Source organism: Kribbella italica, from assembly GCF_014205135.1.
Taxonomy (GTDB): domain Bacteria; phylum Actinomycetota; class Actinomycetes; order Propionibacteriales; family Kribbellaceae; genus Kribbella; species Kribbella italica.
The window spans coordinates 8870730-8885108 of the sequence record NZ_JACHMY010000001.1 but is presented as its reverse complement, the minus strand read 5'-3'; the positions used below and the strand labels follow the sequence as shown (position 1 = coordinate 8885108).

Below are 14379 nucleotides of genomic sequence, written 5' to 3'. Positions count from 1 at the left end.
GAGTGCTGCCGCTGATCACGCTGACCCAGATCGGCATCATCGTGTGCATCGGCGTTCTGCTCGACACTTTGCTGGTCCGCACCGTCGTCGTCCCCGCGCTCGCTTTCCTCCTCGGCGACAGGTTCTGGTGGCCCAGCAAACCCCAGCGCACCGACCCACCGACGGACCGAGAACTCGAGCGGCAAACCGTACAGCTCTAGGGAATCGCTGATTATCGGGGGTTTGCGGCGCGCTGGACGGTGCGGCGGTCGCCGGGAGAGTTCCGCGCCGTTCGACGGACCGGCCATGGCCGCGAGTTTGGCCTTCCGGGCCGCGACCCGGAACTCAACAGCCGACAGATGCTCGTCACCGGTGACCTCGGGCCGTTTCTCCACGCCCTGGTATCCGGCGTCGGTGTAGACGACCTCGTCATCGTCTCGGACCAAATGGGCTGTCTCATCAAGATCGTGAACGTTCGCGCTGGTCGCACTCACCGAGTGGACGTACCCGGTGCCGGCATCCACACCGATGTGGGCCTTCATCCCGAAGGACCACTGGTTGCCCTTCTTCGTCTGGTGCATCTCGGGGTCACGGGTACCGGTGGCATCCTTCGTCGACGACGGCGCAGCGATGATCGTGGCCCACGATGGAACCTCCACGCATGACCCAGCCCTGCTCGGTGAGATCTCGTTCTGCGACTCGAACAGCTTGCGGCCCAGCTCGTGGGTTTCCAGCAGATGCCGAAACCCCAGCAGCGTGGTGGCGTCGGGAACCTGCTCGACCCCGAAATCCAAACCCATGAACTTCCGCATCGCATACGAGTCATAGCCCCCGACCCACCGCGACCACGGAATCGTTGCGTCCATCGCTTCGAGGAACTGCTCACGGCGCGACACCCGCCGCCGGTTCCCGTACTCGACATCTGAGAACGACGGCTACTCAGATCGCATACCTCACTATTTCCGGCCCCGACCCCAGCCAGCGACACCACACGGCCCGACAACCGAGAAAATCAGCGATTCCCTAGAGCCGCCGATGTCTACTCGCCGACGTGCGCGGATCGGATCCGGCCGGACGACCGGATCATCAGCCAGGTCTCCGACGACGGCCCGTACGGTGCCAGGGCCCAGCAGCTCACAGACGTGCTAGCGACTGAAGGCGGTCATCGCCCAGAAACCCTTCGGCGCTCCCGTTTCCGACGCCGCGATCCTCACCTCGGCTCGAGCGGTCCCGCGCTGCCCAGAATCGAATTGTCCTACTCGATGGTTCGCTCGTTCGAGCGCGGCCGCGCCCGGGGTCGTCGCCTCGATGCGCGTCTGACGCTGCCGCGCCCTTGCAGCGCCGCGACTGTCTCGTGCCCTCCCGTTACCAGGCCTCCGGTCCGAGCGGGACCCACATGTCGGGTTGAGCCATCAGGCTCAGGTGTCTCGTCGTGGACCTCCGGCCCCGCGAGGTTCCGCGTTGAGAGGTCAGATCGATCAGCTCGCGCGCCGCCCAGAGAACCCGCTCGCCGGTTCTCTGTACGATCCGCTCCCACTCTTCGTTGTCGACCGATGCCGCCGCCCAAGCGGCTATCAACGGGAAGGTCCTCCCGCGCATCTGCAGACCGTGATGCGCCAGGAGGATGAACGCCACCGACTCTGCTTCGACCTCTCGCACCTCGTGGTGGCACATCACATCGCCGGATGCGACGACGGCATCAGGATCGTGCAACATGATGTGCGCGACGTCGTGGGCCAGACTCGCGACCGCACGTCCTTCGCCCAGCCAATCAAGTCCGATCCGGCGCGCCTCGAAGTCTGTGAACCCATGAGGGGTTTTCTCCCCAGCTGGCTCCGCCGACAACTCGTACCCCTCGCGTTCGAAACACGTGATCAGCCCGTCCCAAAGCCCGACAGGTACGGAACCGGGCACTGGCCCAGACCTGGCCAGCTTCGGCAATGGTTCACCGGCAGTCTGCGACACATCCCACACATGCGCGACCCGGAAGCCAACCAGCCGGCGCCCGCGCCCCGATTTTGCCGCCTCTGAGTCGTCGACCAGGTCGTGGTACGTAGGGCGGGTGACCACTCCAGCGTCGTTGATCGAGCGCGAGAAGATCGGCGCGAAGATCCGTACCGGCTTCTCGTCTTTCGGCACATGGCGACCGAGATGCCTCCACATGCTCATGTCGCCGACCACTGTGGCGTCCGGCTTCTGTGCCGCGATCAGCACCGCGTTCCTGAAGCTGTAGTGGTGAAAGGCCGCTACCGTCTTCAGCCAGCGTGTCCAGTCGTCGGCCGTACGGAGTTTGCGAATCTCCTCGCTCAGCATCTCGTGCAACACGCCCAGCGCCGATGTGGACCGCTCCTTGTCCCCTGAGTCTGAACCATTCATGGCAGCTCAACGGCCGGACCCGTGTCGGGTTGATGAGGGCGAGCCTGTACAGCTCGACGACGTGCCCGGATCGGTTCCGACCGGGCGACCTTCATCGGGAACTCCGACCGCATCGGCCGGCGTTCCTCGTCGATGCCTGCCAGACCCCGGCACAGCCGTGCCGCTTCTCCCACTAGGTCCGTAACCAAGGCCAGTGGTTCAGTGAGCTTGGTCATAAAGGCAATGCGTTCGGCCACCAGCCATGTTCGCTGGCGCCTTCCCAGCGGTATGGCCGTCGGCAGCTCGTACGCCGGATCGACGCGGATCGCCTGGATTCGGGGGACGAACAGTCTTCGTGCCACAACAAGCTCGAACACCGCCCGCTTCTGCATCGCGGCAGCCGGGTAGGCGGACTGAACGAGTTCATCAGTCGCCCCGAGGACAGCAGTTGCAGTCCATCGATCAGGGATCAACTCAGCCGGCGGTCGCAGCGCGCTCCCAGGAAGGCCGACGGTCCGCCGCACAATGTCGTGCAACTCTGTGAAGGCGAACTCCCCCGGTAGCGACGTGATGCCTCCCAGATCTGAAACGTGGCGGTTCCACGCGGCAGCGGTCAGCATCGAAACCTCGTCGCTTCGATGCAAGGCGGTGTGAGCTCTTCGCAGGTTGGTGACGGTCGCGTCCCCGAGGCTCAAGCGAGGTGCACACGTGCCGACAGCTGTGAGGAGATAACGAGCGTGGCTGGAAGCCGTACGGACCTGAGCCGTCATCGATCGAAGGTCTCGGGTCAGCAGATCCTGCACCGGGATCTCCTCGTGCGGGCGCTGCCACTGCGCCGCCGCATACGCAATCTGCGTCCGGGGTGGCGAGCACCTCGGCGACGTTCTTCCGCGTGACGACGGTCGGGGTGAACAGCTCCGCCGGGGTGTCGAACAGCGTCGTCCTGCCGGCCGGCTTGTTGCCCTGGGCAAACTCGTGGGCGACCACCGCGGCCGCGTCGGCGACGATCTTGATCGGCTTGGAGATGGTGTTGAACTGGTCGCCGGCGATCACCCGCTGGACCGCGGCCAGCTCGGCGTCGTTGCCGGTCACCGGCGGCACCTTCGTACCGGCCGCCTTGAACGCGGCGATCGACGCGCCGCTGGTGCCGTCGTTGGCCGCCACCACGCCGGCGATCTGGTGGGGGAACCGGGTGATCTGGCCGCCGACCCACTCCTGCGCCTTCGGCGGCTGCCAGCCCGGGGTGTCGAACTCGGCCAGCAGCTTGAAGCCGCTCGGGTCGACCGCACTGTGGATGCCCTTCTTGATCAGCCCGGCCGCGGCGTCGGTCGGCGAGCCGTTGACCTGCAGGATGCCGCCGGTGGCCTTGGCCGCCTTCAGTTCGTCGACCAGCGACTGGGCGATCAGCTGACCGATCTTCTCGTTGTCGAAGGAGACGTAGTAGTCGGCCTTCTTGTCCGGGATCGGCCGGTCGTAGGCGATCACCGGGATGCCCTGCCCCTGCGCCGCCTGCACGATCGAGGCCGCCGCGGCGGAGTCGACCGGGTCGATCACGATCGCCTGCACGCCTTGGGCGAGCATCGAGTTGGCCTGCTGCTGCTGTTTGGCCGGGTCAGCGCCGGCGTTCTGGTAGAGCACCTCGCAGCCGCCGCACAGTTCCTTGATCTTCGCCTTGAACAGCGGAGCGTCGTACTGCTCGTACCGGGTGGAGGCGATGTCCGGCATCAGGAACGCGATCTTCGCGTCACCACCACCCCCACCGCCGGCTCGTTCTCGGCACCGCAGGCAACAATCATCGGCGTGAGCATCGCCGGCACGGCCATCAGCCGAAGTCTCATCCCGACCCGCCACTCAGGTTCCAGTGTTAACTTCACATATTTTTCTGTTACAAACACAAGCGCACCAAGCCACCGCCGTCAAGATCGGAGACCGGACGCGCGATGCGAGCGAGAGCTTCACCAGGGCCGGTGGAGAGGCGGTGCGCCAGGTCCTGGCGGATTTTGTTGCCCGCGACAACCAGTCAGGTCCGGCGCGCAGCTACGCCGACGTGTTGTTGCGCTGGTGGCTTCGGTCTGTGGGCGTCGAGTGGGATCAACCTCGGGGAGCCAAGGTCACTGCTTTGTCAGATCCGCAAGCTGAGCGGTGTAGTCAAGAGCGAGAATCTCGTACCGCATGACCAGTGTCGCGCCTGACAGACGCCACGCGTTCTCAGTATCGACGTCGGCCTGCAGCAGCCAGCAGTCACCGTGGCCGGGGCCGCCGCCACCGCCGACAAAGGAGAAGCTGTTGATCAACAGGTCCTGACCGTTGCTGATCGTGATTGACGGCCTTTTGGGCCGCCTCGACGGTCCACCTTCAGCGATGATGCCGATGAACAGACAACTCTGGCTGGGGCCCAGCCACAACCCGGTGTGGAAGACCGCGGTGCCATCGCTGGCTCGGCCTATGGCAGCCGGACCTACTAACTGAATCGGCGCTGGGTCTGCTCCTGCTGGCATGAACTTCCTCTCACCGTAGTCTTTCCCAGTGTTGCAGCGATACTTGATGAATGCAGTGACCCAGCGACCGTATGATCAGATTCCCATTGAATGTATTCCATTCGGGGAACAGCCGGTGAAAGGGCCATCAGCTGCTTGAGCCAACGCGCTGTTCACGGCCGAACGGGACCGGTGAGTTCTGTCGAGGTCATTGCGGCGTAGCGGTGCGCGATTTGTCGGCAGGCGTCGAGCAGGTCGGGCGGGTGCACCTCGGTGAGGTCGGTGTCGAAAGTGGCGAGGATTCCGGCGATGCCGGCCCAGGACCAGGCGCCGAGGGTGAGACGACAGTGGTTGGTGTCGAGGTGCTCGACGACGGAGCCGCCGGGTGCCCAGCGGGCCACGATATCGGCGGGCAGATTGAGGCGTGCGCTGCCGGTGCATTGCCAAGCCGCGGGGGTGTCACCGCGGTCGTGGCTACTCATGACGAAAAGGGCGAGGTCGCCTCCCGGCAGGTCCCGCAAGGTGAAGCTGCGGGTGGTCGGGCGGGGGTGCAGCCGGTCTACTCGGTGTACTCGCCAGTGACGATCTTCAAGGTCGTAGGCGATGAGGTACCACCGCCCCGCCCAGACCACGAGATGATGGGGTTCAAGACGGCGGGCTGTCGCGAAATCCTGGTCGCCGGGGGCGGGGCGTGTCCCATCGAGGCGGAGAAATTCTGCGACGAGGACATGACGCAGACGCACCGCGGTACCGACAGTTCTGAGCGCGGCGGGATCGATCGGGGGTGCGGGGAACTCCCAATAGTTTCGCAGTTTGGTCAGACGGAGGGATTCCATCACGGCGCGCAGCGTCTCGGGCATGGCCTGCTGCAAGGTTGCCAGTGCTCTGGCGGTGTCGTCCTGCAGGCCGAACACGGAGGTGTTCGCGGTTTGCAGCGCAATGGCCATCGCCAGTGCTTGGTCATGATCGAACAGCAGCGGCGGCAGGACGTACCCGGTACCGAGCCGGTAGCCACCATCCGGGCCGCGAACACTCGTCACCGGGTAGCCGAGTTCGCGCAGGGTGTCCAGGTCGCGGCGGACTGTGCGCTCGCTGATCGCGAGCCGGGCCGCAAGATCCCTCAGCGGCCACGTCCTGCGCGAGCCGAGCAGGGACAGCAGCCGCAGCGCCCTGTGTGACGTACTTGTCATTGCTCCATCCTGCCCCCAGTACTGGCCATCCCGAGTCCACTACTGCCGGCACCGTCTGTGGTGACGGGGCAACGATCATTCAGCAGAAGGCAGGTTCAGACATGCGGGTTGTCGTGGTTGGCGGCGGGATCGGTGGGCTCGCGTTGGGTGCCGGGTTGCGCCGCGGCGGGTACGAAGTGACGGTGTTCGACCGCGATACCGATGTCGCAGCGACAGGCGGTTACCACATCACCCTCGATCAGCGAGCTCAGTCGGCGCTCGAGCGCCTGGTGGATCCTGAGATCATGCGACGGCTGCTGGCTTCAGGATCGGCCTTGCGGCTGCGGGACCCCGACGCGTTCTGGGACCGGCGCGGTCGTCTTCTCGGGTACGGCCCGGACCTGAGTGGCAGCGCGAGCATCGACGTCGACCGCATCACGCTGCGCACGCTGCTGGCGGAGGCCGTCGGCGACGACCTGCAGCTCGGGCGGGCCGTGTCGGGCGTCGATGAGGACGAACAGGGTATGCCTCGGGTTCTGTTCACCGATGGTCCGCCGGTCACCGCGGACCTGGTGGTCGGTGCCGACGGAACACACTCGGTCGTCGCCCGCTACCTGGCGCAGGGGCCGACCAACCGCCCGGCCGGCATCATCGGATTCTCCGGTCGAACTCGCCGCGCCGACCTCAGTAGCGCCGAACGACAGCGGCTCGGGACACGTTCGACGATGGGAATCGGCCCGCGGGGCGCCGCGCTCTATGTCGGTTTTCTGGACCCGGTCGGCAATGCTGCACTCGACGCCCCCGAGCTGTGCATGTCGATCACCACCGGCCCGACGTACATCTGGGGCGCGATGTTTCCCGAATCCGCCCACACCGACTCCTTGCGCGATCTGCACGGTGCTCCGTTGCGGAGTGCCCTGCTCGACCGGTTCCGCGACCACAAATGGGCCGGCCACACGCTGGAGGTCATCGCCCGCGCCGATCCGGCCAGCGTAGCCGCGTTCCGGTTCAACGCTGCCTCGACCCGCGCCACCGATCTCGCTCCGTGGACCGCAGGCCGCTTCACCGCCCTCGGTGACGCTGTCCACGCCACACCACCCACTGCCGGCATGGGCGCCGGTGCGGCGATCCAGGACGCCGCGGATCTGCTCGGCCAGCTCGACACCCTCTCCGACGGCGACACGACGACCCTCACGAACGCGGTCGCGCGCTTCGAAGCTCAGATGCGCCAGCGCGGCAGTGAGGTTCTCTCCATGGCCATGAAGACCGTACGGCTGATCCTGGTGACCGACACCACCTTCGGCGCTGCGGCCACCACCATCGTCACTCCGCTCATGGCCGCTGTGACCCGGCTTCGACGGTCACCCGCCGCTGCCGTACGGGCCGTGCCCGCCACCCGTCAAAACAAGGTGTCGCGCACGGGCAGCGGCCGGTAGACGGGTACGAGGTCCCCGACGGAAGGCGGGAACCTCGTGGGGTCGTGTGTCAACCGCGTGATACTCGTCCGCGCAGGGCGGTGAAGGCGAGGGTGAAGCTCAAGGCTCCGACGCCGGCGATCGCGACGAGCCCGGGCCACAGGTCGGCCCAGACCCATCCGTTGCTGAGTAGTGAGCGCAAGGTGGCGAGCAGGTAGGTGACGGGGTTGTAGTCGGCGACGGTGGCGAGCCAGCCGGTCAGGGCCTCTTGGGGGAGGAAGGAGTTGGTGAGGAACGCGAATGGGAAGAGCAGCAGGAAGGAGGAGTTGACGGCGCCGGGACTGCCGGTGACCAGCCCGCTGGCACGGGAGACACCGGTGACGGCGAAGATGATCGCCGAGTTCGGCTCATCGCCGGTGCGGCACCTCTACCAACTACATCTCGGTCAAGAACTGGACTCCGGCGCTCAGCAAGTGACTCGTGCGCGCCAGGGCGGACAGCCGTTCGGGAGCTCTTCTGGCCAAGTTCACCAGCCGGGCCTTCTTACGCGTGACAAACAAGGATCTCCGGTGCCGTAGATGTCGATGGCAAGCCCGAACTCCTCGCGAGCAAGCGCGTTGCCTGCTATTTCGGAGCCGCGCACGCACGATCGCTCGGCGTTTCACGGACTCATGCCTGTGCGACAGCAATAGCTGACTTCGTCCGTTCCAGTTCAAGGATCGGGAGTTGGTTCCGGCCTATGGGTTGTCCTTGAGCAGCCGAGGCGTGATCCCCACTCTCGTAGGCGGCGCTGGGCGAGGTCGAGCTCGCGATGAAAGGTGATCGGATCTGAGGGTGATGAATCATCCTGGAAGCTGCCGTCCCACAGCGAACGCAAGGCGGACAGCTCTTCGACCAGGCTTCCGTGCTGGGCCCAGCAGGGCGGAATCACCTTGTGGTCGAGCTGATATCGCTCGACGGCCCAGCCGACCCAATCTGCGAGGGCTGCCAGTTGTTCGTCTACGGCTCGCGCGGTCAACGATCGCCAGCAAATGACCTGGGGATCGAAGATGTCGTCAAGGGCCATCAGCGACTCGTCGCCAATCAAGGCGACACCTGCCCGTTCCGTTTGACGCTCTGAGCGATCTCGGGCGCGTCCGGTCGGTCCGTCCAAGGCCTCAGCTTGAGCAGGATTGGTGGCGCCGTTCGCGCAAGTAGAACCCCGGTGCCGAACGGCAAGGTGCGGAGAACGTCAGGCGGAAGAACCGGCAACCGGCGCGTGCTCGTCGACCAGGTGCGGCCTCCGTCGGGTCCGCGGCTCCAATTGCGGAGTTCTTCATCTCGGTCGCCGCAGACCGCAGAGAGGTCTTGGAGGTCCTTAGGTTGGGCGGAACCGCCAAGGATGAGGCGGATGGTGGCGGCGTCCCACATGGCCGCGGCGGCCTGTTCGCCCCACCGTTCGCGGGCCTGGGCCAGGGACTGGATGACGACGAGAGTAGAGATGCCATTACCGCCGCCGTCCGCCATCAGGGACGGCAGGGAGGGGACGGCGCAGAGGTTGGCGATTTCGTCGAGCACGAGAGCGAGCGGGGGTTCCATGCGTCCTCCTTCTTGGTGGGCGGCGATTTGGCGTGCGGTCTCGGTGATGTCTTCCAGGAGGGCCGCAATGAAGGCAGAGGTGGCGCTGGCGCCGACGCCGGTACCGAGGAGGTAGATGGTGCCTTTGTCGGCGAGAAAGGTCTTCGGGTCGAGGCCGGCGCCGGGTGGTGGGTCGAAGGCTCGGCGTACGGCGGGATCGGCCAGGGCTGAGAGGGCGGAGCGGACGCCTGCCCAGATGGCGTCGCGGGTGCGGCCGTCCATGCAGACGATGCCGTCGAGGGTGTCGCCCCAGCCTTCGGCGGCCTCGTCGGAGTGGTTGAGGATGGAGACGGCTTCGATGGCGGAGGCAGGTTCGAGGCTCCAGCGGTAGAGGCGATCGATGCCGGTGTCGTCGATGGCGGCGGCGTGGAGAAGGCCACGGAGGGCCATTTCGGTTTGGCCGTGCCAGAACGCGCCGTCGGTGACGCCGCCTTTGGTGAAGCCGGCGCCCGCAGCGAGGCCGGAGGCGCGGACGATCGCGGTGGTTGGGTCTTCGCAGCCGCGGACCGGGGACCAGCGAATTCCGTCGGCCTTGCTGAGGCCTTGGGGGTCGAAGACGGCCACCGGCCCCTTGACCTTGCGGAGGCCGAGGGTGGCCACGAGGTTGTCGGGCCGGGTCGAGGTGGTGACGACGGCGCCCGGCGCGTCCAGGATGGCGTTGATGACGCTGTGGAGGCCCTTGCCTGAGCGCGGTGGTCCGACGTCGATCTCGGAATCCTCCACCGAAGACCAGCACTCGCGGCCTCGGGAATAGCCGCGCAATGTGCCGACTTCCTGAGGTCTGGGATGCTTCAACGACGGTCTGGCTGAGCGGCCGCGGCGGATGACCTGGCGCCGGCCAACTGCGTGCTCCACGTCTGCCCGGGTCGCCAAGCCGGGGCGCGCGACGAGGTTGCGGGCCCTGCCCTGGGTGCTAGCACGCCTGCGCTGGTAGATATGCGAACCAGCTACGCCCAGCGCCGCCGGTACAGCGGCGATCAGTGCAGCAAGCGTCCAGAACAGCAGCGGCCCGAAAGACTCAGAGGCGAGCCCGAAGGCTCGGGCCGGATGGGCGGGATCCACGAGTACGGCGACGCCGGCGGTCGATGGGGCATCCGTCCACCGGCCGGTAGTAATCAGGATGCAGAGGCCGCCGACGGTGCGGAGCATGAGGCCCGCGACGGCGACGGCAACGAGGCCGATGATCGCGAGATCTGTGCCTGGGGTCTTGTTAAGCACGGGGCTACATCCGGGCGTCAGTGTCGAAGAGTTCGACTTCGCGGGCGTGCCGTACGAGCTGTACGACGAACGACCGATCGGGCAGCCGCCACAGCGCACGGCCCTTCGGCAGCTTCCCTATCGTTGCGATCTCGACGTCGGTCAACCCGAGCAGCGTCGCCGTACGGGCGAGTTGGTCGGGCTCTTGGCGGAGCATGATCCGGGTCGAGCAGTCGGCGAGGAGACCTTCGGCCAGTGCGCGGGCTTCGGAGCCGAGGTCGCCGACTGCGGCCAGGTCGGACAGTCGGTGGATGATCAGGACGTTGGACACACCCCAGGCGCGGGACAGCTTCCACTGCTCCTGCATCCGGCGAAGCAGCGCCGGGTCGCGCATCACCCGCCAGCCTTCGTCGTACACGATGAATCGCTGCCCACCGGACGGATCGGCGACCGCGGCCTCCATCCAGGACGAGGCGCACGCCAGCGCCAGCCGCAGGGCATGGTCGTTGCCTCCCGAGCCGATGCGGGACGAGTCGAGCGAGACCATCGGAAGGGTGGCGTCAAACTCGGTGGTCGACGGGCCGTCAAACATGCCGGACAGGTCGCCGTGGACCAGGCGCCGGATGGCGTGGGCGACCTCGCGTCCGTCGTCGAGCAGCGCGTTCCTGTGCAGGCCGCCTCGGTGTGCGCGGTCGTCGTCGGGGTCGAACAGGGCGACGACGACGTCGGGGATGGTCGGGGCCGGGTTGGTGGTCGCCGTCTCGAGGGCGAGGTCGAGTGAGGTGTGTTCGACCGCCGTCATGGGCCGGCCGAGTGTGGACTCGGCGAGAGTTCCGAGCAGGGCACGGCGCCGGGACCAGACGATCTTGTCCCATTCGTCAGGCTGTACGGCGGCCGGGCGGGTGCCGGCGTCAAGTGGGTTGAGCCTGGTCGGCAGCCCGGGGCCGAGCTGGATGGCGGCACCCCCGATGGCTTCCGCGACGGGCGTCCATTCACCTTTGGGGTCGCAGGGGACGTAGGCGCGGTGGCCGAGGGCGATCGAGCGGGTGATGAAGGCCTTCGCGGTCGAGGACTTGCCGCTGCCGATGACGCCGGCCAGGAGCAGGTTGGGGTTGGTGATGACCTTGGACTGGTAGAGGACCCAGGGGTCGTAGACGAACGAGCCGCCACTGAAGACATCCGACCCGATATAGGTGCCATCAGCCCCCAATCCCCCTTCGGCCAGGAAGGGATAGGCAACCCGCAAGATCCTCGTCGTGGCACGGTGTGCGTCGACGAGCAGCGGCAAGGCATGCCGAGCGTCGTACGGCGCCCGCCGCGGCTCCACCGCAGACTCGAAGTCCCTCGACTCACGATCTCGCCTAGCCACGGGCCGCCCTCGCAGCGCGACCGCCTTGCGGTTGGCTCTGCGAGTGGTCCGGTCGAGCCCGGTCGGTTCGTACACGGCCACTGCACGTTCGTTGTGGTTCATCGCAATCCCGTTCCGAACGGGAGTGTTGTTGCCAGGAACCCGTCGAGTTGTTGGCCGACCAGGCGACGGAGGTCGATCAGAGCGCGGGCTGCGGCGATCTCCATCTCGGTGCAGGCTTCATCGAGCTTGTCCTCGTTGTCGGCCGAGACGGCGAGGAGGCCGATCCAGCGGACGTCGCCGTGACCGGCGGCCAGGTCTCTTTCGCGTTGGGCGACGTCGGCGTCAAGTTGGCGGTCTTCTTCGCTCTCCAGGCGGCCGATCTTGTTGCGCGTCGCGCGCTCGGTGACCCGGTCGACCTGGTGGCGGCGAGCGTCCCGTAGCGCTTTGGCGACCGGGATGGGTTGCAGAACGAGCGAGAAAGTACGGCGTACTCCGGGCTTGAGCAGTAGCGGTCCGAGGAAGGCCGGTGTTGCCTTCACGCGCGGCCATTCGGTGACGATGTAGACGCGGTGCATCGACGAGTCCGTACGAAGGTGGTCCCACTCGGCGTCGATCGCCAGCGGCCCGGCACCGGAGGGGTCGAGCGCTTCGAGGCTCGGGACGGTGCGGGTGGCGGCTGGGTCGAAGGCGACGCGCAGACTCATCGCGAGCTCAGGAGCGTTGAGCCAGCATCCGGCGACGCCGGCCGCTCCCAATGTCATCTGGAAGCCGCGGGCTTCGGCTTCCAAGACAGCTATCGCGCCCGACGTGCCGCCACCGTGCTTGCGGACTTCCTTCGACACCGCGTCGAGGTCGAGGGTGAAGGCAAGGAGAGTCTCGTGCTTGGCCGGCGCCGGAGCAGCGTGCCGGAGTAGGTCCTGGTAGATCGCTCCGGCCGGCTGCCGCGGATCGAGGCCCCGCTGCTCGGCCCAGTTCGTCAGGCTGTCCCCGGGATCCGGGAGGGTCCGCTCGAGGATCTGCGCGCGGACGATCCGGTTGCTCTGGCACAGCCCGGCGATCAGTTGCCCGTACGCCGTGACGCGGCGGTCTTGCTCTTCGGTGTTCTGCAGCAGGTGTGCGGGTCCTTCGATCCGCGCGACCGCCGTCAGCCGGCGGCGCCGAGGATCATGAACTGCCGCGATGACCGCCTCGGTGTCGAGGATTCGTAATGCGCCCTCGGACCCGGGCAGGTGCAGTGAGCCATGGATCGTCGGCCGGACGACCGAGGCCCGATACGACTGCTGTCTGCGGGCGATACGCAGGGCGTTCACGACGCGGAGCAGAAGCCACCGGTACGACGGCAAGTCCTCGATCCGAGCCAACGCGACCACAGCACAACAGATCGATGTGATGAGGCCAGTCAGACGGGCCGCGGAACCGGCATTGCTGATGATGTTCAGGACCAGCAGCACCGCCGCGAGTGCGAGGAGAGCGACCTGCATCGGTCGGAGACCGAGCAGGACAGTGTTGCGTTCCGGCCGGGGAAATCGAGTCGCCATCGTGGTCGTCATCCACGGTCCTCTCTGCTGTCGCTGGTCGAGTCGTTGCGTGGCGTATCCGGGGAGGCGTCGCCAGTGGGTGCACTGTCGACCGAGACTTCGCTGCTCGAGACGGCGATCGCGGTTGCTCCCTCTCCTCCACCAGACGGTGACGGTGTCGGCGCGGGGGCCTGCTGCGTAACGTCCGGCGCAATCTCCGCCGTCGAGGCGTCGGGGTTTCCGCCTCCGCGGTCCGAAGGCGTTCCTGCGGGGTTCGAGGCATCCGCCTCCGCCTGGTCGATGATCGCCTCGTCGTCGCCGGCGCGATCGGTGTCGTTGCCCACGACCGGCGATTCCTCCTTGCCATTCGACCCACCGAAGTGCTCGGCACCCCAGTGCTGCGCCTTCTCCACACCTTCCTTCGCCGCGGCGGTACCGACAGAGCCTTGCCGGATGGCCCGCGCGGCGCTGTGCCCCTGGTCGCCTGCCCAGTGGATGAAGGAGAAGGTCGCAGCGGGCGCGAAGGCAGCCATCGCCACCAGCAGTACCCCGGCCAGGAAGGTGCTGAGGTTGGCCGGATTGTTGCCCTGGTCCGCGGCACCCGTCGCCGAAAGCCCAAGCGCGAAGACGACGGCCATCGCGATCTTGGAGAACAGCAACGCGCCGACAACTTCGATCCATCGCCGCAGCCAGTGCCGCGTCGACGACCAAGTCCAGCTCGCCATCGCGATCGGCGCGAACACCACGAACGCAATCAGGGCGACCTCCCTGAACAGCAGCACGAAGTACAAAGCGAACAGGGCAAGGAGCGCCAAGAGCACGGCCAGCAGCAGGAACCCACCCAATGAGGCCGCGGTCAGCAGGCTGCTGATGTCGGTCAGCCGCTTCATGCCGTCCGCAGTCGCACGGTTGCCCAGGATCGCCAGCGAGATCTCATCGGTCACCGACCCGCAGGAGCTGATCACCGCGACCGCGAGCGGTACTCCCGCCGTACCGACCAGCGCGCGCCCTAGCCGGCCGGGTTCTCGGTGAATCATGGCGGAGATGCACTGGAGTACGAACAAGATGACCAGGATCGGCAGCGAGACGGTGACGATGAGGCTCAGGTTGGTCTGCCACCACTCCTGATCGAACCGGGGCGTCGTGCCGCTGCTGAAAGTCTGGAACACCGTCGCGGCCAGATCACCCAGACCATTCGCAGTCCATCTCAGGAACGACTCCCACACCGAGTTCGCCGCCGAGTTCCCGACATCGGACACGACACAGCTCACCGGATTGAGCAGACAGTCCGACCAGCTCATC

General features: G+C 66.6%; 12 protein-coding genes. 1 reads left to right on the top strand and 11 read right to left on the bottom strand.

The window, feature by feature from the left end:
* The 6 genes from HDA39_RS44235 to HDA39_RS41720 form a co-directional block, all read right to left on the bottom strand.
* Positions 1–875 (bottom strand): IS5 family transposase (locus HDA39_RS44235; protein WP_202893295.1); only part of this gene is annotated, 875 nt, incomplete at its 3' end.
* A 469-nt stretch (positions 876–1344) separates the two neighbouring features.
* Positions 1345–2355, bottom strand: coding sequence for an ArdC-like ssDNA-binding domain-containing protein (locus HDA39_RS41740; RefSeq protein WP_184805322.1), 1011 nt, complete (start codon positions 2353–2355; stop codon positions 1345–1347).
* A complete protein-coding gene (locus tag HDA39_RS41735; RefSeq protein ID WP_184805319.1) occupies positions 2352–2726 on the bottom strand; it encodes a hypothetical protein in 375 nt (124 codons plus the stop codon). Before HDA39_RS41735 ends, HDA39_RS41740 begins: the two co-directional genes overlap by 4 nt.
* A gap of 82 nt (positions 2727–2808) precedes the next feature.
* The gene (locus HDA39_RS41730; RefSeq protein ID WP_184805316.1) at positions 2809–4059 is read right to left on the bottom strand and encodes a substrate-binding domain-containing protein; all 1251 of its coding nucleotides are present in this window, start codon (positions 4057–4059) and stop codon (positions 2809–2811) included.
* Between the two features lie 386 nt (positions 4060–4445).
* Positions 4446–4832 carry a hypothetical protein gene (locus HDA39_RS41725; protein WP_184805312.1) on the bottom strand — a complete coding sequence of 129 codons (387 nt, stop codon included), beginning with the start codon at positions 4830–4832 and terminating at the stop codon, positions 4446–4448.
* 152 nt (positions 4833–4984) lie between these two features.
* On the bottom strand, positions 4985–6001 hold the full coding sequence (locus HDA39_RS41720) for a helix-turn-helix transcriptional regulator (RefSeq protein ID WP_184805310.1): 1017 nt from the start codon (positions 5999–6001) through the stop codon (positions 4985–4987).
* Positions 6002–6102: 101 nt separating this feature from the next.
* On the opposite strand from HDA39_RS41720, the gene HDA39_RS41715 reads away from it, so the two are divergent.
* Entirely contained in the window at positions 6103–7416 is a 1314-nt protein-coding gene (locus HDA39_RS41715) for an FAD-dependent oxidoreductase (RefSeq protein ID WP_184805308.1), read from the top strand.
* A gap of 691 nt (positions 7417–8107) precedes the next feature.
* Here HDA39_RS41715 and HDA39_RS41710 read toward each other — a convergent pair.
* From HDA39_RS41710 to HDA39_RS41690, 5 genes are all read right to left on the bottom strand, one after another.
* Positions 8108–8482, bottom strand: a complete 375-nt coding sequence (locus tag HDA39_RS41710; protein WP_184805306.1) for a hypothetical protein — start codon at positions 8480–8482, stop codon at positions 8108–8110.
* Positions 8479–10230 (bottom strand): type IV secretory system conjugative DNA transfer family protein, encoded by a 1752-nt coding sequence (locus HDA39_RS41705; RefSeq protein WP_337926116.1) that lies wholly within the window; start codon positions 10228–10230, stop codon positions 8479–8481. The genes HDA39_RS41710 and HDA39_RS41705 overlap by 4 nt, the downstream gene beginning before the upstream one ends.
* Before the next feature lie 4 nt (positions 10231–10234).
* On the bottom strand, positions 10235–11536 hold the full coding sequence (locus HDA39_RS41700; protein ID WP_337926115.1) for an ATP-binding protein: 1302 nt from the start codon (positions 11534–11536) through the stop codon (positions 10235–10237).
* A 140-nt stretch (positions 11537–11676) separates the two neighbouring features.
* Complete coding sequence (locus tag HDA39_RS41695; RefSeq protein ID WP_184805302.1) at positions 11677–13110, bottom strand: SCO6880 family protein; 1434 nt, start codon at positions 13108–13110, stop codon at positions 11677–11679.
* Positions 13107–14378, bottom strand: coding sequence for a TrbL/VirB6 family protein (locus tag HDA39_RS41690; RefSeq protein WP_475584056.1), 1272 nt, complete (start codon positions 14376–14378; stop codon positions 13107–13109). The genes HDA39_RS41695 and HDA39_RS41690 overlap by 4 nt, the downstream gene beginning before the upstream one ends.
* Position 14379: the final 1 nt, after the last annotated feature.

What these genes read in the sequence shown, in the direction of transcription:
- HDA39_RS41740 (WP_184805322.1), bottom strand. Translation starts at nt 2,355, where the DNA reads ATGAATGGTTCAGACTCAGGGGACAAGGAGCGGTCCACATCGGCGCTG.
- HDA39_RS41735 (WP_184805319.1), bottom strand. Translation starts at nt 2,726, where the DNA reads ATGCAGAAGCGGGCGGTGTTCGAGCTTGTTGTGGCACGAAGACTGTTC.
- HDA39_RS41730 (WP_184805316.1), bottom strand. Translation starts at nt 4,059, where the DNA reads ATGCCGGACATCGCCTCCACCCGGTACGAGCAGTACGACGCTCCGCTG.
- HDA39_RS41725 (WP_184805312.1), bottom strand. Translation starts at nt 4,832, where the DNA reads ATGCCAGCAGGAGCAGACCCAGCGCCGATTCAGTTAGTAGGTCCGGCT.
- HDA39_RS41720 (WP_184805310.1), bottom strand. Translation starts at nt 6,001, where the DNA reads ATGACAAGTACGTCACACAGGGCGCTGCGGCTGCTGTCCCTGCTCGGC.
- HDA39_RS41715 (WP_184805308.1), top strand. Translation starts at nt 6,103, where the DNA reads ATGCGGGTTGTCGTGGTTGGCGGCGGGATCGGTGGGCTCGCGTTGGGT.
- HDA39_RS41695 (WP_184805302.1), bottom strand. Translation starts at nt 13,110, where the DNA reads ATGACGACCACGATGGCGACTCGATTTCCCCGGCCGGAACGCAACACT.
- HDA39_RS41690 (WP_475584056.1), bottom strand. Translation starts at nt 14,378, where the DNA reads ATGAGCTGGTCGGACTGTCTGCTCAATCCGGTGAGCTGTGTCGTGTCC.